General features: G+C 70.5%; 19 protein-coding genes and 1 pseudogene. 8 read left to right on the top strand and 12 right to left on the bottom strand.

The features are described 5' to 3' along the window. The first annotated feature begins 45 nt into the window (after positions 1-45). Together OG504_RS29665 and OG504_RS29660 are read left to right on the top strand one after the other, a co-directional pair. Positions 46-1,011: a zinc-binding dehydrogenase gene (locus tag OG504_RS29665; RefSeq protein WP_405992532.1), complete on the top strand. Its 966-nt coding sequence runs from the start codon at positions 46-48 to the stop codon at positions 1,009-1,011. A 77-nt stretch (positions 1,012-1,088) separates the two neighbouring features. Further along, a complete protein-coding gene (locus OG504_RS29660; RefSeq protein ID WP_405992531.1) occupies positions 1,089-2,615 on the top strand; it encodes an MFS transporter in 1,527 nt (508 codons plus the stop codon). 288 nt (positions 2,616-2,903) lie between these two features. On the opposite strand, the gene OG504_RS29655 is transcribed toward OG504_RS29660, so the two are convergent. Together OG504_RS29655 and OG504_RS29650 are read right to left on the bottom strand one after the other, a co-directional pair. Continuing rightward, complete coding sequence (locus OG504_RS29655; protein ID WP_405992530.1) at positions 2,904-4,322, bottom strand: NAD(P)/FAD-dependent oxidoreductase; 1,419 nt, start codon at positions 4,320-4,322, stop codon at positions 2,904-2,906. 9 nt (positions 4,323-4,331) lie between these two features. Continuing rightward, a complete protein-coding gene (locus tag OG504_RS29650; protein WP_405992529.1) occupies positions 4,332-4,985 on the bottom strand; it encodes a rhomboid-like protein in 654 nt (217 codons plus the stop codon). Here OG504_RS29650 and OG504_RS29645 point away from each other — a divergent pair. Then, complete coding sequence (locus OG504_RS29645) at positions 4,984-5,910, top strand: aminoglycoside phosphotransferase family protein (protein ID WP_405992528.1); 927 nt, start codon at positions 4,984-4,986, stop codon at positions 5,908-5,910. The two genes, OG504_RS29650 and OG504_RS29645, sit on opposite strands and share 2 nt — an antisense overlap. 10 nt (positions 5,911-5,920) lie before the next feature. On the opposite strand, the gene OG504_RS29640 is transcribed toward OG504_RS29645, so the two are convergent. Beyond that, positions 5,921-6,850 carry a LysR family transcriptional regulator gene (locus OG504_RS29640; protein WP_405992527.1) on the bottom strand — a complete coding sequence of 310 codons (930 nt, stop codon included), beginning with the start codon at positions 6,848-6,850 and terminating at the stop codon, positions 5,921-5,923. A 219-nt stretch (positions 6,851-7,069) separates the two neighbouring features. Here OG504_RS29640 and OG504_RS29635 point away from each other — a divergent pair, with 219 nt between their 5' ends. The 3 genes from OG504_RS29635 (at position 7,070) to OG504_RS29625 (ending at position 9,942) form a co-directional block, all read left to right on the top strand. Continuing rightward, entirely contained in the window at positions 7,070-8,329 is a 1,260-nt protein-coding gene (locus tag OG504_RS29635) for an MFS transporter (protein ID WP_405992526.1), read from the top strand. Further along, complete coding sequence (locus OG504_RS29630; protein WP_405992525.1) at positions 8,326-8,805, top strand: GNAT family N-acetyltransferase; 480 nt, start codon at positions 8,326-8,328, stop codon at positions 8,803-8,805. The genes OG504_RS29635 and OG504_RS29630 overlap by 4 nt, the downstream gene beginning before the upstream one ends. Positions 8,806-8,922: 117 nt before the next feature. Continuing rightward, positions 8,923-9,942, top strand: coding sequence for a DUF4037 domain-containing protein (locus tag OG504_RS29625; protein WP_405996458.1), 1,020 nt, complete (start codon positions 8,923-8,925; stop codon positions 9,940-9,942). 13 nt (positions 9,943-9,955) lie between these two features. Here OG504_RS29625 and OG504_RS29620 read toward each other — a convergent pair whose 3' ends face one another. From OG504_RS29620 to OG504_RS29590, 7 genes are all read right to left on the bottom strand, one after another. Further along, complete coding sequence (locus OG504_RS29620; protein ID WP_405992524.1) at positions 9,956-10,216, bottom strand: helix-turn-helix domain-containing protein; 261 nt, start codon at positions 10,214-10,216, stop codon at positions 9,956-9,958. Beyond that, positions 10,216-10,830, bottom strand: a complete 615-nt coding sequence (locus tag OG504_RS29615; RefSeq protein ID WP_405992523.1) for a hypothetical protein — start codon at positions 10,828-10,830, stop codon at positions 10,216-10,218. The genes OG504_RS29620 and OG504_RS29615 overlap by 1 nt, the downstream gene beginning before the upstream one ends. A 166-nt stretch (positions 10,831-10,996) precedes the next feature. Next, positions 10,997-11,143 (bottom strand): hypothetical protein, encoded by a 147-nt coding sequence (locus OG504_RS29610; RefSeq protein WP_405992522.1) that lies wholly within the window; start codon positions 11,141-11,143, stop codon positions 10,997-10,999. A gap of 244 nt (positions 11,144-11,387) precedes the next feature. Next, complete coding sequence (locus OG504_RS29605) at positions 11,388-13,064, bottom strand: hypothetical protein (RefSeq protein WP_405992521.1); 1,677 nt, start codon at positions 13,062-13,064, stop codon at positions 11,388-11,390. A gap of 269 nt (positions 13,065-13,333) precedes the next feature. Further along, on the bottom strand, positions 13,334-14,227 hold the full coding sequence (locus OG504_RS29600) for a class I adenylate-forming enzyme family protein (RefSeq protein WP_405996457.1): 894 nt from the start codon (positions 14,225-14,227) through the stop codon (positions 13,334-13,336). A gap of 93 nt (positions 14,228-14,320) precedes the next feature. Then, on the bottom strand, positions 14,321-14,863 hold the full coding sequence (locus tag OG504_RS29595) for a hypothetical protein (protein WP_405992520.1): 543 nt from the start codon (positions 14,861-14,863) through the stop codon (positions 14,321-14,323). Between the two features lie 77 nt (positions 14,864-14,940). After that, positions 14,941-15,762: an SDR family oxidoreductase gene (locus OG504_RS29590; protein ID WP_405992519.1), complete on the bottom strand. Its 822-nt coding sequence runs from the start codon at positions 15,760-15,762 to the stop codon at positions 14,941-14,943. Between the two features lie 78 nt (positions 15,763-15,840). Between OG504_RS29590 and OG504_RS29585 the strand changes: the two genes are divergently transcribed. After that, positions 15,841-16,470 (top strand): TetR/AcrR family transcriptional regulator, encoded by a 630-nt coding sequence (locus OG504_RS29585; protein WP_405992518.1) that lies wholly within the window; start codon positions 15,841-15,843, stop codon positions 16,468-16,470. On the opposite strand, the gene OG504_RS29580 is transcribed toward OG504_RS29585, so the two are convergent. Both OG504_RS29580 and OG504_RS29575 read right to left on the bottom strand, forming a co-directional pair. Further along, the gene (locus tag OG504_RS29580; protein ID WP_405992517.1) at positions 16,454-17,470 is read right to left on the bottom strand and encodes a sugar phosphate isomerase/epimerase family protein; all 1,017 of its coding nucleotides are present in this window, start codon (positions 17,468-17,470) and stop codon (positions 16,454-16,456) included. The genes OG504_RS29585 and OG504_RS29580 overlap by 17 nt on opposite strands. Further along, positions 17,467-17,763, bottom strand: coding sequence for a hypothetical protein (locus tag OG504_RS29575; RefSeq protein WP_405996649.1), 297 nt, complete (start codon positions 17,761-17,763; stop codon positions 17,467-17,469). The genes OG504_RS29580 and OG504_RS29575 overlap by 4 nt, the downstream gene beginning before the upstream one ends. Between OG504_RS29575 and OG504_RS29570 the strand changes: the two are divergent. Then, positions 17,698-18,441 (top strand): annotated as a pseudogene (locus OG504_RS29570) (PP2C family protein-serine/threonine phosphatase); the annotation flags it as partial. The gene OG504_RS29575 and the pseudogene OG504_RS29570 overlap by 66 nt on opposite strands. Positions 18,442-18,449 lie beyond the last annotated feature (8 nt).

Genomic DNA, 18,449 nt, shown 5'->3' with positions numbered 1-18,449 from the left:
GCCGACCCTTGACCTCAAGCGCGCTCGAGGTCGAAGAGTGACCCCATGCACGCCATACGACTCCACACCTTCGGCCCCGCCGAGAACCTCACCTACGAACGCGTCGACGACCCCTCCCCCGCCCCCGGCCAGGTCCGTATCGCCGTCGCCGCGGCCGGAGTCCACCTCCTGGACACCGTTCTGCGCGCGGGGGAACAGGGCCCGCTCCCCGAACTCCCCGCCCTCCCCACCGTCCCCGGCCGCGAGGTCGCCGGTGTCGTCGAGTCGCTCGGGGACGGGGTTGCCGCGCTCTGGCTCGGGAAGCGGGTGGTCGCGCATCTCGGGTTCGCGCCGGGCGGGTACGCGGAACTGGCCGTGACCGATGTCGACCGGGTGCACGAGATCCCGACGAACCTGGACTTCGCACAGGCCGTCGCGATGATCGGGACGGGGCGTACGGCAATGGGGATCGTGCAGTTCAGCGAGCTGGACGGCGACTCCGTGGTCGTCGTTCCGGCTGCCGCCGGAGGTCTGGGCACCCTGCTCGTGCAGTACGCCAAGCACGCCGGTGCCACGGTCATCGGCCTCGCGGGCGGCCCGGAGAAGGTCGCCCTCACGCAGGCGAACGGCGCCGATCTCGCCGTCGACTACACGGACCCGGAGTGGCCGCGGAAGGTACGGGCCTGGCTGGGCGGGCGGCACGCGACGGTCGTGTTCGACGGGGTGGGCGGGGTCGTGGCTAGGGAGTCCGTCGACCTGCTCGGGCCGAACGGTCGGCACATCGTCTTCGGTTGGTCGAGCGGCGAGCCGTACACCGCGACGGCACTGTCCGAACAGGTGCTCGGCCCCGTGATGATGCGAAAGGCAGGCGGCCCCAGCCCCATCCGAACCCTGGAGTCACGCGCCCTCACCGAGGCCGCCGCAGGCCGGCTCGCACCGGCCGTACAACGCTTCCCCCTGGCCGAGGCGGCAGAAGCACACCGCGCGCTGGAGACGCGCGGGACAACCGGAAAGGTCGTACTGGAGCCATGAGCCCCATAAGCCCCACGAGCCCATCGAAGCGCACACCCGCAGATGCGATACATACCGATTCATGGTCTTCTGAGCAGATGAGCGTCACCCAATCAGGTGAATCAGGTGAACCCGGAACGACGGCCACCGGTCCCGATCCCCGCCGCTGGTGGGGTCTGGTGATCATCGCTCTCGCACAGCTCATGGTCGTCCTCGACGCGACGATCGTGAACATCGCGCTCCCCTCCGCACAGCGCGACCTGGGCATGTCCGACGGCAACCGGCAGTGGGTCATCACCGCGTACACCCTCGCCTTCGGCGGCCTGCTCCTGCTGGGCGGCCGGATCGCGGACCTGGTGGGCCGCAAACGGACGTTCATCATCGGCCTGATCGGCTTCGCGGGCGCCTCCGCACTCGGCGGCGCGGCCACAACCTCGGGCATGCTCTTCGGCGCCCGCGCCCTCCAGGGCGTCTTCGCCGCAGTACTGGCCCCCTCCGCGCTCAGCCTCCTCACCACCACCTTCACCGACCCGAAGGAACGCGGAAAAGCCTTCGGGATCTACGGCGCTCTCGCGGGCAGCGGTTCGGCGATCGGCTTCATCGCGGGCGGCCTGCTCACCGAGTACCTGAACTGGCGCTGGTGCCTGTACGTCAACATCCCCATCGCGATCATCGCGGTCTTCGGCGCCTTCGCCCTCCTCCACGACCGCCCGGGCCACAGCGGCGCCCGCCTCGACGTACCCGGCGTCCTGCTCGGCTGCGGCGGCCTGGTCGCGATCGTCTACGGCTTCAGCGAGGCGGAGCCGCGAGGCTGGACGGACTCTCTGGTCCTGGGCCTGTTCGCGGCAGGAGTCGTCCTCCTCACCACCTTCGTGTGGTGGCAGACGAGGGCCCCCAGCCCCCTCCTCCCCCTCCACATCGTCAAGGACCGCAACCGCGCCGGCTGCTTCCTGACCATGGGCCTCGCCGTCATCGGCATGTTCGGCATGTTCCTGTTCATGACCTACTACCTCCAGGTCATCCTCGACTACTCCCCCGTGAAGACCGGCATGGCCTTCCTGCCCCTCACGGTCGCGATCATCATCGGCTCGACCCAGATCTCGGCCCGCCTGATGCACCACGTCCCACCCCGCACCCTGATGGTCCCGGGCGCGATCCTCGCGGCAGCCGGCATGTCCTTCTTCACCCGCCTGACAGTCCACTCGGACTACACGACCGAACTGCTCCCCGGCCTGATCCTGATGGGCCTCGGCATGGGCCTGATCTTCATGCCGGTCTTCGCCACCGCCACGGCCGGAGTCGCCCCGCAGGACTCGGGCGTGACCTCAGCGACCGTCAACACCGCCCAGCAGGTGGGCGGTTCGATCGGCACGGCCCTCCTCAACACGATCGCCACCACCAGCAGCACGGCCTACATCGCCGCCCACCTCCACAACCCGGCCCAGAAGGCCCTCATCACCAGCAAGGGCATCGTCCACGGCTACACGGTCGCCATCTGGTGGGCCGTAGCCGTCATGCTGATGGCCGGGTTGGTCGCGGGCTTGATGGTGACGGCGCGAGCACCCAAGCACGGGGCGACGGCACAGTCACCGGCCCCGGAGTCGGCGACCGAGTCACTGACCTGAGCCGAACGGGCCCGCCACCCGCGTACGGCGGCAAGGCGACGTGTCGGGGGGTGTCCGCCCGCAGCGGTTGGCGCGTCAACACGGGTGAGTCGGTGATCGACGGTTCGCGCGCCGATCCGAGGACGGATATCCCCCGGCGCGGCGCCGACCCACAACGCACCACGGGCGAACCACCCACGCACGCGCACCTGGACACAAAGCCGCACCCCCAAACCACCTAGGGGCGCGGGGAACGGCGCGACCAGCCACACACAACGCGCACCCGAGGACGACAGACCGCCATGGGCCTCAGTGCCGCCCAGCCACCCGATCCGCCACCCGAGCCAACCGCGACGACTCCACACTGTGCCCGCTCAGTTCACGCCGATCCGCCGCCCGATACGTCGCGTACATCCCCTGCACCCCCAACCACCGAAACGGCTCCGGCTCCCACTTCCGCACCTTGTGCCCAACCCACGGCAGCCCGGTCAGATCAGTCGCCCCCGCCTGCCCCGAGTCCAGCTGAACCAGATCCCGCAACGTCCGCGCCGCGAGGTTCGTCGTAGCAACCCCCGACCCGACGTACCCCCCGGCCCACCCCAGCCCCGTAGAACGATCCAACGTCACCGTCGCACACCAGTCCCGCGGCACCCCCAGAACCCCCGACCACGCATGCGCGACCCGCACCCCCGCGAGCGAGGGAAAGAACCGCACAAGGATCTCCCGCAACGCCTCGACCGTGGCCGCCTGCGTCCGCCCGTCGTTGTCGGTCCTCGACCCGAACCGGTACGGCACCCCACGCCCGCCCAACGCGATCCGCCCGTCGGCGGTGCGCTGCGCGTACATGTACGCGTGCGCCATGTCCCCCAGCGTCTCCAGCCCACTCCACCCCACCGACTCCCACTGCGCATCACTCAGCGGCTCGGTGGCGATCATCGAGGAGTTCATCGGCAACCAGGTCCGCCGCTGCCCCTTGAGACTCGCGGTGAACCCTTCCGTGCACCGCAGAACATAAGGGGCACGAACGGTGCCGTACGGCGTCACCGCATGCTTGGGCCGGATCTCCGTCACCGGCGTCGACTCATGAATGACGACCCCCAGCGCCTCCACCACCGCCGCGAGCCCCTTCACCAGCTTCACCGGATGCAGCCGCGCCCCGTGCGGCGTCCACGTCGACCCGACCGCGTCCGCGACCCGGATCCGCTCACCGGTCTCCCGCGCGCCGTACAGCTCACGGTCGGTCTCGCCGTACGACAACTCATGCTCGTGAAAAGCCTTCAGCCGCGCCAACTGAGCGGGCGTACAAGCGACTTCGAGGACGCCCCCGCGACAGACATCGGCCTCGATCCCCTCCTCCTCCGCAACCCTGACGACCTCACCGACCGTGTCGTTCATCGCCTTCTGCAGACGTACGGCGGCCTCCCGCCCGTGGAGTTTCGCGTACCGGTCGCGCCCCGCGATCCCGTTGTACAGCCACCCGCCGTTGCGCCCCGAGGCGCCGTACCCGCAGAACTTCTGCTCCAGGACGGTGACCCGGAGGAAGGGGGCCGCCTTCTTCAGGTAGTACGCGGTCCACAGTCCCGTGTATCCGCCGCCGACGATCACGACGTCGGCGGAGGCGTCACCCGAGAGGGGCTCCCGTCGCACAGGGAGGCCGTCGTCCGCGTACCAGAAGGAGATGCCACCGTTCACGACACCACTCGCGACACCGCTCACCGAGCTGCTCATGACCGGACGCTAACCCCTGAGGGCGGCGACTGTCTCCTTCGGATTCCATGCTTTTCCACAGCCCCTGACCAGCGGATAACACGCGAGACCGATCACCACGGACGTGAAATGCCCGAGATCGGTGAAGGTCCGGCCGGTGGCCAACGGCACCCCGTACACCGCCACCACAACCACCAGATACGGGTACCGCCACGGCACCGCGATCCGGTACACCAGCACCCCGACCACCCCCGCCAGCGCGTAACTCACCCCGATGTCAAGGGTGTTGACCGCGGACTGCGGCGCCACGCCCCTCCTGATCGCCTCCAGCAGCGCGCCCTCGCTGATCAGTGAGGCCAGCACATGCGCGGCCACGCACACCATCAGCCACCGCGCCGTCCCGAGCCACCGTTCCGCCTGCGCGTGGAACACCGTGTACAGCGCCGCGTACGGCAGCCAGCGCCCCCCGTCCATCCACATCGCGCTCGCGAACAGCACCCGCACCGGGTTGTTCGACAGCTCGTGGATGTTGGTGGACCGCTGCCGCAGGAACTCCTGCTCGAACTCCGGCGACATGTGGTGCATGGCGACCGTGGTGACGAAGAGGATCCCCAGCCAGACGTAGGTGCCGGGGGCGCTGCGGACATACGCCCACACCCTGTGGAGGCCCCGGGTAATTCGCATGAGCCGATTCACGCACGCAAGTATCGTCGGAGGCGTGATCGACATTCCGGCCGGACTGGTCGCCTCCCAGGAGAGATTCAACGGAGCGGCCGGACGTGCCTTCGTGGCGGACCTTCCGCAGCGGGCGGCCGGCTTCCTCGATCAGTGGTCGCTACGGCTCAACGGCCCCTCGATGTACGGCAATTGCGCCCTGGTCCTGCCCGTCCTGCGCACCGACGGCACCCGGGCCGCGCTGAAACTCCAGTACCTCGACGAGGAGACCGCGGGCGAGCCGGTCGCGCTGCGCACCTGGGCGGGCGACGGCGCCGTAGAACTTCTGGAGTACGACGACGGGACCGGCACCCTGCTCCTGGAACACCTCGACGCGTCCCGCGCCCTCACCCACGAGCCGGACTCACGCGCCGCGGCCCTCGTCATCGCCCGCCTGCTCGCGCGTCTGACGGCGGTATCCGCACCGCCGGAGCTGCGCCAGGACCTCGGCACGCTGGCGGCGGCCATGGTGGAACGGGTCCCCGCGGCCCTCCCCCGACTCGCCGACCCGGCCGACCGACGCCTGATCGAGGACTGCGCGGCGGCGGTCCGCGAGGTCGCGGCCGAGCCCGGCGACCGGCTGCTGCACTGGGACCTGCACTACGACAACGTCCTCGGCGCCGACAGCGCGGATCGAGGGCCCTGGCTCGCCATCGACCCCAAGCCGCTGTCGGGCGACCCCGGGTTCGAACTCTTCCCGGCCCTGCACAACCGTTTCGACCCCGACGAAATCCGTTGGCGGTTCGACGCGATGACGGACGTGATGGCCCTCGACCGGGCACGGGCGCGGGCCTGGACGCTCGGCCGGGTGCTGCAGAACGCGCTGTGGGCGATCGAGGACGGGAGCCCGCCCGCGCCGCACCACCTGGAGATCGCACGGCACCTGCGCGACTGACCCGGCGCGCCTACGCCCACGCCGGCGTCCACGTCTCCCCGTCGGAGTGACCGGCCCCGCCGCCCTCGTGGAGGTGATCACGGAGCGCGGCCAACGCCGGATGTCGATTGTCCCGGTGCCGGACCAGCGAGTGCGGGTAGACCGGCGTCGGATCCCGTACGGCGATACGGCGCAGGTCGTGGCCGGCGGGCCAGACCAGGCGGGTCTGCTCTCCGACGAGGGTCGCCAGCGAACCCGAACCGGCGATGGTGTCCAGCAGCGGCTCCACCCCGAAGTCGGGCCCGGTGCTCTCGATGCTGAGCCCGAACGCGGCGGCGAGCGCGTCGTAGTACGCGGCCCACTCGGTACCGGGCACGAGGCCGGGCATCCAGATCCGGTGCCCGACCAGGTCGGCCGGGGTGACCGTGCGGGCGGCGGCGAGTGCGTGGGCCGGGCCGGTGAGGAGCTGGACGGGTTCGTCGAAGGCCCGGCTGACCTCGATGTCGTCGGGGAGCCGGCGCCCGGTCGTCGTGACGGCGCGGAAGGACGCGTCGACCGTGCCGGAGCGGATGGCGTCCATCGCCGCGTCGGCGTCGAAGAGGGTCACGACGTCCAGCTCGACCTCGGGGCGGGCGCGGTGGAAGTCCCGTAGCAGCGCGGCCGGGGCGAGCCCGCGCCCGATCACGTCGACGCGCAGCGCGCGATGGCCGGGCCGGACGGAGGCGAAGGCCCGTGCCTCGGCGCGCAGCAGTTCGCGGGCGTGCGGCAGGAACGCCCGCCCGTCGACGGTCAGTTCGGCCCCGCGCGGGGTCCGCGCGAAGAGCCGTACGCCTACGGCCCGCTCCAGCGCGGCGACCCGCTTGGAGACGGCCTGCTGGGTGATCGACAACTCCGTGGCCGCATGCTGGAAACGGCCCGCGTCCGCGATGGCCACGAAGGTGCGCACAGCGTCGAGATCCACGTCGGCGACGATACTGGCGACCACTGACAATCGCCGCCCATCAGCGGGTACAACCAGGGGTTGTGACTTCCCGGCGAGTCGGTTGTTTGATCTCGGCGTCCGGCATTCGCTTGGATGCCGGTGGCCGAAGTCGTGGCCGTGGTCGGCGGGTGGGTGTCCCGGAAAAGTGTGTCAGTTTCGCGGAAAGTGTCACACTTTTCCGGAGAGGGTGGGGCGGGGATGGCGGGGAGACGGGCGCTGGGGCGCCGTTTCGGGTGGCTGTGGGCGTCGTTCGCGGTCAGCTCGTACGGCACCGGGCTCGGGTTCGGCGCGTTCTCCTTCATGGCGATCCTCGTGCTGCACTCCGGGCCGACCCAGGTCGCGGTGCTGGCCGCGTCGGGGCGGGCGGTGGGCGCGCTGGTCGCCGTACCGCTGGGGCCGTGGGTGGAGTTCCGACGCAAGCGGCCGGTGATGATCGCGATGGACCTGACCCGGTTCGGGGCACTGCTGACGGTCCCCGTGGCGTTCGCGTTCGGCCTGCTCACGTTCGCCCAGCTCCTCGCGGTCTCCGTCATCGTCGCCGCGGCGAACATCGCGTTCAACGCGGCGAGCGGCTCGTACCTGAAGGCGCTGGTGCCACGGGAGGACCTGCTGGTCGCGAACGCCCGCTTCGAGTCGACGACTTGGACCTCGACGATGCTCGGACCGCCGCTCGGCGGGGCGGCGATCGGGCTGTTCGGCCCGGTGACGACGGTGGTGGCCGACGCGGTCAGCTATCTGCTCTCGGCGCTCGGCATCCGTGCCATCGGCGGGACGGAACCGCGCCCCGAGCGGAGCGGTGCGCCGAGGCTGCGCGCGGGCGACCTGTTCGACGGCTGGCGCTACATCCTCGCCCACCCCACCCTGCGCCCGCTGCTCCTCAACGCGATGGTGGTCAACGGCCTGATCATGGCCGCCGAACCGCTGCTCGCCGTACTCCTGCTGGGTCACCTCGGCTTCTCGCCCTGGCAGTACGCACTCGTGCTCGCGGCCTCCTCCGGCGCCGGGGGCTTCGTCGGCTCACGCCTCGCGCGCCCGCTCGCGGCCCGGTTCGGAGCGCACAGGGTGATGCTGGTCTCCGGGGTGCTGCGCGCGTGCTGGCCGATCGGCCTGGCGTTCGTCCGCCCCGGAGTGCCCGGGATGCTCCTCGTCACCGCAGTCCAACTCGGCCTGGTGACCTGCATCGGTGTCTTCAACCCCCTGCTGGCCACCAGCCGGCTCGACCACACGGCCCCCGACCGGGTCGCCCGCACCCTGACCGCCTGGTCCATCAGCACCAGCGCGGCGATCGCGGCGATGACGGCGGCGTGGGGGGTGCTGGCGGCGGCCACGACCCCACGCACGGCGATCGCAATGGCCGGGGCCCTCCTCCTGGCCAGCCCGCTCCTCCTCCCGCGCCGCGAGCACACCGCGCCCGCCGAGCAGGACAGGAACCCGAGCCCCACTAGCCTCACCCCATGATCCGCACCGCGACCCCCACCGACATCCCCGTCATCCACGCCCTGATCCGCGAACTCGCCGCCTACGAAAAGGAACCCCAGGAGGCGAGGGCGACCCCGGAACAGCTCCACGAGGCCCTCTTCGGCCAACACCCGGGCGCCTACGCCCACATCGCCACCGACGACACCACCGGCGAACCGGTCGGCTTCGCCCTCTGGTTCCTCAACTTCTCCACCTGGCGCGGCGTCCACGGCATCTACCTGGAGGACCTGTACGTCCGCCCCACCGCCCGCGGCACCGGCCACGGCAAGGCCCTCCTCACGGAACTCGCCCGCATCTGCGTCGACCGCGGCTACGAACGCCTGGAGTGGTCCGTCCTCGACTGGAACCGCCCCGCGATCGACTTCTACGAGGCGCTGGGCGCCCGGCCGCAGGACGAGTGGACGGTGTACCGGCTGACGGACGGGGCGTTGAGGGAGTTGGGGCAGCACCGGTAATCGGTGGCCCACCGGCCCGACTGGGCGTCCGTGGCCGGGAGTTGAGGGCGGACGGCGAGAATTCGCGCGCACGATCATGTGGAGACTGGGCAGGGTCGGGGCATGAGCTTCACGGATATGCCAACTTTTTTACCGGGCCTCGAACTCTCCCGCCGTTTCTACACAGAAGCCGTCCGCCCCCTCCTCGAGGAAGCGGCCCCCGACATCCCGCACTCCGCCGCCCGCATCGGCGGCGGCTCCGAGGTCCTCGGCTACGACACCCCCCGCTCGACGGACCACGAATGGGGCCCGCGTCTCCAGCTCTTCCTCCGCCCCCGGGACGTCCCCCGCCACGCGGGCCGCATCAGACACCACCTCGCCGAGCACCTCCCGAAAACCTTCCACGGCTACCCGACGAACTTCGCCGCGACGTCGGACGGCGACGTCCGCGTCATGAAGAGCACAACCGGCCCGGTCCACCACAGGGTCGAAGTCACCCACACCACGGCCTGGTTCAAGGCAACCTTGGGCTTCGACCCGACGCACGACATCACCACGGCGGACTGGCTGGCGACCCCCACCCAACTCCTCGCCGAGGTCACGGCGGGCGCGGTCTTCCACGACGGCCTGCACGAACTCGGCCCGGCCCGCCACACGCTCCGCTGGTACCCCCGGGACGTCTGGCTCCACGTCCTGGCCCACCAGTGGAACCACATCTCCCAGGAGGAGGCCTTCGTGGGCCGCTGCGGCGAGGTGGGCGACGAACTCGGCTCGGCGACGGTCGCCGCCCACCTCACCCGCCACCTGATGCGCCTGTGCCTGCTGATGGACCGCCGCTATCCCCCGTACAACAAATGGCTGGGCACAGCCTTCGCCCGCACGACGGCCGGCCACCGTCTGGTCCCGGTCCTGACGGCCGCCCTGTCGGCGACGGACTGGCACACGAGGGAGAAACACCTCGCCTACGCCTACGAAGCGGTGGCCGGCATCCACAACCAACTCGACCTGACCGACCGCGTGGACCCCACCACCCGGCCGTACCACTCCAGACCCTTCCGAGTCCTGCACGCCGAACGCTTCACCAAGGCCCTGACGGCCCGCATCACGGACCCGAGCCTGAGGGAACTCCCGGACGCCGTACGAAAGCCTCCTTCTTGAGCGGTGCGGTGGGTCAGGGTTTCCGAGGGTTCGCGGAGGGGGGTCCGGGGCGGTAGCCGAGCAGGTCACCCGGCTGGCACTGGAGGACTTCGCAGATCCGGGTGAGGGTGGTGAACCGGATCGCCTTGGCGCGTCCGTTCTTGAGGACGGACAGGTTGACGTTCGTCACGCCGACGCGGTGGGCGAGCTCGGTGAGGGTCATGCCGCGCTCGCTGAGGAGTCTGTCGAGGTGCACCTCGATCTCGTGGCCCTCTTGGTCGTCGCCCGCGGCCATCAGACGACCCCTTCGAGGTCCTCGCGCATGGACGCGCCCGCGAGGGTGATCCGGGCGAAGGTGAGCAGGCCGAGGCCGGTCAGTACGGCCAGGTAAGGGGTTGACCACAAGCCCAGCCAGGCGCCGGCCGTGAAGTCCGCGGACTTGGCGAGTTCGGCGAGCAGGGCCGCTCTGGCGTTGGACTCGACGAGCTCGACGACCAGGCTCCCGAGCAGCAGCCACCAACCGAGCAGACGGAACCGGGACGCGGTCCGTACGGTGTGGATGCCGTCCCGCGCCGCTCCCTGCAGCAGCGTGTGCAGCAGGAAAAGGCCGCTGATCAGCAGCAGCGTCGAGGGCAGCGTGCCGAGGGCGTCGAAGAGGCGTAGCTGTGCGTCGGGGTTGTCGGCGCAGTAGCGGGGGACGGAGAGGACCTGCGCACCCTTCTCGGGGAGGAAACCGCCGGGGGCGGTCGAGCTGCTGCCCGAATCGTCGGTGACGCAGACGAAGGAGCCTCCCCAACTGCCTCGGACGACGCTGAAGACCAGCCCTACCGTCAGAAGGGCCAGCACGGCACGCAGGACGAGGGACACGACCGTGGCCATGGGTTCGAGCATCTTCCGGTCTTCGGGCATGTGACGCCACCTCGCTTATCGTTTCTCGATGTTATCGATTTTCGATGTTATCGAGAAACGATAAGCGAGGCGGGTAGGTGACGCAAGCACCACCGGACGTGAGCGCCCCGGGCGCCGGGGCAGACGCGGGGGCGCGCACGTCCGGCGTCGTCGGGGGCTTCGGGGTTCAGAACCTCACGACGAGGTTGTTGGCCGTGCCCGTGTCGCCGGGCTCCTCGGTGTTGGCCTTGAGGGCGTGTGCGGGTAAGGCCGGTGACAGGGCCGGCGGCGGCCGGCGTGCGGACGGTGCCGGCGGGGGCGTAGAACGCGTCACGACCAGATGGTGCCGCCGGCCGCAGGGTGTTGCAGCTGTCGCGGTGGCCGTGGATCGCGGGCAGGGTCATCCGCTCGCCGGGGCCCCGGCTCTTGCCGGCGAGGTTCTGGCCGCTCACGGCGGTGGGGAGGGCGACCTCCGCCAAGCCGACCCTCGCCGCCGGCACCCACCAGGCGACTGTCGCAAGCAGTGCCGCCTTCGCGTGCCCGCCGCGCCGGTTGTGGCAAGCGGCACCGACGGGCGTTCACCGGACGTCGACGTAGTCGGTGACCCGGGCGCTCTTCAGGTACCGGCTTCCGGTCTGGCGGTCGAAGGCGACGGCCCAGGTGCCGTCCTGTTCGGCGGTCACCATGCCGACGATGTGGCCGTGCTTGTCGGTGCCCAGGTCGGCGACGAAGCGGTACGTGGAGGAGCCGCGGGGACGGAAGTAGAGGGCGGGCGATTCGCCGCTGAGCGGCTTCCAGGTGGTGCCGTTCTTGTACTGGAGCGTGCCGTCGAACCGGATCGGCTGATGCTTGCGGACCGGGTCGGGTGAGGCGTGGAAGCCGGTGACGCGGGTGGCGTAGCGGACCAGGTGAACGGGCTTGGTGGTGCTGGTCGCCAGGTCGGGGTTGCCGTTGAACTGGGCACGCCAGTAGGCATTGGTGTTCGTCGTGGTGAGGGTGCGGGCGAAGTCCTCCTCGAACAGGGGCTTGTTGTAGCGGAGTTTGATGGGGATCGTGGTGGCGTTCTTCCAGCCGCTCCTGCCGTCCTTGGAGTACTGCAGGGTGACCGTGGGCTTGGCGGGCCAGTGCGCGCGGGCGTCCTCGTAGTAGACGTAGCCGGAGACGTGCAGGGACGAGTCGTCGTTGAGCTGCGCGCTCGTGTCGATGTGGGTGGTGTACGCGACGTGGAGGCTGAAGGGTTCGGTCGCGAACTGCTGGAAGGGCATGCCGGTGGTGCCGAGCATGAGTTGGGCTGTCGGCGCGGCATTCTCGGAGGAGACGTGCAGCGTGTAGGCGCCCTGGCTGTCGGTGGTGGTCTGACCGGCGACGACATCCGAACCGGTGGGCGTGGTGCCGAGGAGCTCGATGCCGGTGTGCGGCAGTGGTTGCCAGCCCGAGGCGGTCTGGATCTCGGCGCGGCCGGTGACGGTGCCGGTGGTGCCCTGCTTCAGGTTCAGGGCGTGGGTGCTCGCCGTGAAGCGGACCGGTGCCTGGGTGGTGTGCAGGTTCTGCTTGGGCGTCAGCACGTCGATCGCGCCCGGGTAGGCGCTGGAGGCCTCGGGCGCGGCGGTCAGGTCGACGGACGTCCGGGTGGGGACGAAGGCGGCGGTGAAACGGCCGTCGGCCGTGGTGGTCGCGGGCACCCGACCGCGCCCGGTCTCGATGTCGACGGGTACGTCGGCAGCGAGGGCGGGGGCGTCGGGGTGGCGGGGGTCCTCGGCGAGCACGGTGCCGCTGACGGAGACCTGCTGGTGGAGGTAGTCCGGCGTGGTGGGGGTGGCCGTCAGGTCGGGGATCGTGACGATGGTCCGGTACTGCAGGGTGTACGGGGAGAGGGCACCGGTGACCGTGGCGCCGGAGGAGTCCTGGAGGTCGACGGTCACCCGGTAGTCGCCGAGATCGGGCAGGTGGACCGGCGCCCGCCAGGTTCCTGACGTCGCGTCCGGCCCGGAGTACTGGGTGAAGTCCTCGGTCGATCCGACCTCCGGCTCCCCCACCGGTGCGTCCAGCGGATAGAAGTGGGCCGTGATGTGGGTGAGGGGGCTGTCGGAGTGCGCGGTCACAAAGAGCATCCCCGGCTGGCTGTACCAGCCGTCCGCGCCGGACAGGACGGGGCCGGTGGTGGCGTCGTCCGCCCGGGCCGGGGAAAGGCCCGTGAACAGGGTGGCGGACAGGGCGGTCGCCGTGGCCGCCGCCAAGAAGGTGGTGCGTCTCAAGATGGTCCCCCCAGGGAATCAGCCGACTTCGAGCGTGAGTGCGAGTCCGAGGATCGAGCGGAAGCGCTGTGCCAGGTCAAGCAGGTGCGGGATGCGCCGCCCGTTCACGGGTTCGCCGGTCGGGTGATCGAGAACTTTAGTGACATGCTCCGACAACACGGCACTTGGGACCGCCGTACGGACGGCTTGCGACCTGACGACTCCTCAACACCGAGCGCCCGAACGCCCTTTGCGGATCGGTCGAGTCGGCGGACCACAGGGTTGTCGCCTCACGCGGCGGCGGCGTCGGCCGATCCGAACGGGGCCGGTGGCGTTCCAGAAGGCAGTTCCGTCATTCCCCACAGCTCCAACAGGGGTGCGCCGGTCGCCTTCTCCCACGCCTCGACGACCGCGTCGGAGATGGTCTGGCCGCCAACCGTGCAGCGGGTCACCGTCGTGAAGTCGGCGACCGTTGTGGCGAGGGCGTCCAGCGGCATCGCGTACATGGCCGGCACGCCCTCGATCATGGTGACGCCGTGCTCGGTCACGAGTCCCGGCATGCGCGTGGCGTCGAAGCGCGGCTCAAGGACCACCGTCGCTCCGGCCAACAGGGCGGAGTTGACCGCGCAGTTGCCGTAGACGTGTGGCAGGGGCAGCGCGGTCAGTACGACGTCCGCGGTGGAGCGGCCGTGCATCGCGGCGGTGTAGGCCCAGTTCAGCAGGAGCGCCTCGCGGGCCTGCTTGGCGCCCTTCGGGCGGCCGGTCGTGCCGGAGGTGTAGGAGATGCCGCACAGGTCCCGGGGTCGGGCGGAGGCGGAGTCCCAGCCTGCCGGGCCGTCGCCGAGCAGTTCGGCGAACCGTACGACCGCTGCCGGGGAGTCGTCGAACGAGACCCGGAGCCGGACGCCGTCCGGCAGCGTGGAGCCGATCCGCTCGGTGCAGGGCCCCGAGGCGAGGAGCGCCGCCGAGCCGCAGTCCCCGACGATGGCCGCCGGCTCAGGTGCGGTGAGCATCGCGTTGACGGGGTCGACCACGCAGCCGGCCCGCAGGATGCCGTGGTAGGCCGCGACCCACTCCCAACGGTTCTCCGAGAACAGGGTCACCCGCTCGCCGGGCCGGATCCCGTGCCGGGTCAGACCTGCCGCGACCTGGCCCGCGGCGGCGTCGAGTGCGGCGTAGCTCAGGGTCCGGCCCTGGCAGACGAGCGCGCTGCGGTCGCCGTGCCGTGCCGTGCCGCGGCGACTCCGAGCATGTCCGCGGGATCCACGGCGCGCATGTCAGCCCACCGGTCCGGCGGGATAGTCCGCGGGGATCTCCTCGTCGGCGAGCGGGCGGGCGCCGGTGACCACGGAGTAGCTCTCCTCGCCGACGATCAGACCGGCCTCGTCGAACGGCCAGGAGATGATCGTCCGGATCGTCACCTCGTGGACAGCCTCGGGGCGCGGGGTCCGCAGGCCCATGCCCACCACCGTCGTGCCGGGAAAGAGCGACGTCATCACCCCGTCGGTGACGATGATGTCGTCGGCGACCGTGAGCCGGTCGATGTCGAACTGGAAGTACAGCTGCCCCAGCGCCTGTCGCTCGATGCAGAACGCCCGGATCTCCTCGCGCGAGGCCGGCTGCATGTCCTCCGGGGAACCCCCGCTGCGGTACTGCTGGCGCACCGGGGAGATCGTCGCGAGGAGCGCGTCCACGTCCTCGTCGACCTCGCCCATCATGTGCGCGCGCAGCATCTCCAGCAGTGCGAGGTGCCTCGGGTCGTCCGTCTTCGCGATACGGGCATCGACGTGGTCGATCATCGCGGTGCGGTTGATGGGCATGTCGGTCTCCCGTGTCGGGGATGCGGGTCTCCGGTCGGCCGTCTTCCGCGGAAGAACGACCCGCCGCCGAAGTCCGGTCAGCGGGCGAGCGTGCGGGTCGCGGCGACGACACCGCCGTCGACGATCAGGTCGGTACCGGTGATGAAGGTCGCCTCCGGCCCCAGCAGGAAGGCCGTGGCGCCGGCGATGTCGCCGGGGGTGCCGAGTCGCCCGGTCCCGGACATGCCGATCAGCTGACGCATGAACTCGCCGTTCGGACCGGCGAGTTCGGCCTGGCCCATGGCCGTGGAGATGACGCCGGGGCTGACGCTGTTGACCCTCGCTCCGCGCTGCCCCCACGCCGTACTGGCCGCCATGACCCGCAGATGGTTCGCGCGCTTGGCCATGCCGTACGCCACGCCCGCGCCGGAGATCAAGTCCGGCGCGAGGAAGGGCAGTTGGAGGAGTTCCGCGGTGGGTGTGGTGGCCAGCGCGCGCTCCTGCTCCGGGGTGAGGGGGGCGGTCATGTGGCCGGCCATGCTGGCGATGACGACCCCCGCGCCGCCGGGTGCGATCACGGGCGCGAACGCGTCGAGCACGAGCGCGACGCCGAGCAGGTCGACGGCGAGGATCGCCTCGACGGAAGCCTGCACCGGTGACAGGCCAGCCGTGTGCACGACCTGTGTGACCTCTCCCAATTCGCGGGCTGCGGTGGCCAGTTCGCCCACCGAGTCGGCCGAGGTCACATCCACGACGTGCGTCACGACGGTCAGACCCTCACCGCTCAGCACCTGCTCGGCGCGCTTGAGGGTCTGTTCTCCGATGTCGGCGAGCAGGACGGTCCGGCCCTGGCCCAGACGGCGGGCCACGGCCTCGCCCATGCCGCCGGCCCCGACGATGACCAGCACGTGTCCGTCCACGGCACTCACCCGATCCCTAATTCGAGACTTTCTGTCTCGCTTAATATTCACCATACGCGGCCCGCTACGCTCGTCAACATGTCCGACACGCGACGCGGCCGTACCCGCAGCGAAGCCGTACGCCGGGCCATCCTCGAAGCGACCCGCGACGAGCTCGCGGCCCACGGCTACGACAAGTTGTCGATCGACCGCGTGGCGGCCGCCGCCGGCGCGGGCAAGCAGACCGTCTACCGCTGGTATCCGTCGAAGAGCGCCCTGGTCGCCGAATGCGTTCTCGACGGCTACGGCTTCCCCACGACGACCCCCGTCCCGAACACGGGCGCTGTCCGACGCGATCTGCGTGACTGGCTGGGAGCCTTCGCCGACCACCTCGCCGATCCGCCGAGCGCGGCGCTGATCCGTGCCTCCACCGCCGCGGCGGCCGAGAGCGACGACGTGGCCCGCAGGTTCTACGACCATGTCACCGCCGCGTCCGAAGACGCCCTCACCGCACGACTGCGGGACGCCGCACCCGCGGCACGACCGGCGTCCGCCACCGCCGCCGCCGAGGCCCTCGTCGGAGCGATGCTCTACCGCCTGCTCGTACGGCAGCCCGCCACAGCGGAGTTCCTCGACAGCCTCGTCGACACCGTCCTGAGCGGGATACAGGGCACGGGCGAAACGGATTCGGCGGTCACTCAGCCCCGTAATCTCACCGCTGATTACTGAAGGCCGCGTCGAAAGCCGCCGCGGGGACCTTCCACAGCAACGAGCGCACGAACGTCACCGCTTCCGCGGCGCCCCGGAGCCGGTCCGTGCCGGCGTCCTCCCACTCGACGGAGACGGGGCCGTCGTAGCCGATGGCGCGGAGCGCGCGGAAGCAGTCCTCCCACGGCACGTCGCCGTGTCCGGTCGAGACGAAGTCCCAGCCACGGCGCGCATGTCCCCACGGCAGGTGGGAGCCGAGCACGCCCTGGCGGCCGTCGGCCGGACGGATCCGGGTGTCCTTGCAGTCGACGTGGTGGATGCGATCGGCGAAGTCGGCGATGAAGCCGACCGGGTCGACGCGCTGCCACATCATGTGGCTCGGGTGCCAGTTGAAGCCGAACGCCGTGCGGTGACCGATCGCTTCGAGCGCCCGCACGCTCGTGTAGTGGTCGTAGGCGATCTCACCGGGGTGAACCTCGTGCGCGAACTTCACGCCCTCCCCGTCGAACACGTCCAGGACGGGATTCCAGCGGTCGGCGAAGTCCTCGTAGCCGGCCTCGACGACGGCGGCGGGTACGGGCGGGAACATGGCGACGTACTGCCGGATCTTCGATCCGGTGAAGCCGACGACGGTGTCCACGCCCATCCTGCGGGCGACCCGCGCCGTGAGCTCGAGCTCCTCGGCCGCGCGCCCGCGTAGTCCCTCGGCGTCCCCGTCGCCCCACACCCGGCTGCCGACGATCGCCCGGTGCCGGAAGTCGATCGCGTCGTCGCAGACGGCCTGGCCCTTCAGGTGGTTGGAGATCGCCCAGACCTTGAGCCCGTATCTGTCGAGGATGTCGAGCCGGCCACGCAGGCAGGTCTCGTCCTCGGCGGCGCGCCATACGTCCAAGTGCTCGCCGGAGCAGGCGACTTCGAGTCCGTCGTAGCCCCACTCGGAGGCGAGCCGGGCCACCTCCTCCAGCGGGAGATCGGCCCATTGACCGGTGAAGAGCGTCACCGGGTGCGTGCCGGTGGTCATGGCCGTGTCCTTTGGATCGGGGTCCAGGCCCCCGACGCCGCCGAGTCGAGTACGGCGTCGACGATCCGGGCGGAGCGCAGCCCGTCCTCCAGGGTCGGCAGTCCGGTCGGCTTGTCCCCGGCGATCGCGGCGTAGGTGTCGGCCACGAAGGCGTTGAAGCAGTCCTGGTAGCCCTGGCATGGCTGCCGGGGAGGTACGACAGCCGCCGCTGGTCGGCGGAGAGCGGGCCGGTCCCGCGGGCGGGCGAGGCCGCGCAGTTCGCCGTGGCCGGGGCGCTGGAGCCGGCCGACCACGTGGGGGGGGTGACACCTTCGACTACGTCATCGAGGGGACATCGTCCAGCTCTCCGTCACCTACGCCATGGGCCACGATGTCGACGCCGCGCTGCTGGCCACCCTCCTGGTGGGCGCCCTGCGCCGGGCCCGGCGGTCCGGTGCCGACCTCGCCGAACAGGCCCGCAAGGCCGACCAGGCCATGCGTGAGCACGGCCTCAGAGCTACGTCACCGGCCGGCTTCTCCGCATCAGCCTGATCGACGGCACAACCGAGTTCGTCAACGCCGGCCACCCCTGGCCGCTGCGCATGCGGAACGGCGAAGTGCAGGAGATCACTCCGAAGATCGATATGCCGTTCGGCTTCCACGCCCCTCACACCTACCGGGTCCAGTCGCTGGACCTGCAGCCGGGCGACCGGCTGATGATGCTGACCGACGGCATGCTGGAGCGCAACGCCAACAGCCGCGATCTGTCGGACCTGATCGTGCGCGCCAACGCGCTGCACCCCCGTGAGGCCGCCCGCACTCTCATCGGGGCGATCGTCGACGCCAACCACGGCCACCTGCAGGACGACGCGACCGTCATGTTCCTGGACTGGCACGGCGTCGACCACTCGGAGCGGGACGCCAACACCGGCGCCGACCTCACCGATGCCTCCGCACCGTCACGGACAGGGCGGCCACCTTCTGCGCGATGACCGGATGC

The organism is Streptomyces sp. NBC_00986 (assembly GCF_045162565.1).
Classification (GTDB): Bacteria; Actinomycetota; Actinomycetes; order Streptomycetales; family Streptomycetaceae; genus Streptomyces.
This window is presented reverse-complemented; position numbering and strand designations above follow the sequence as displayed.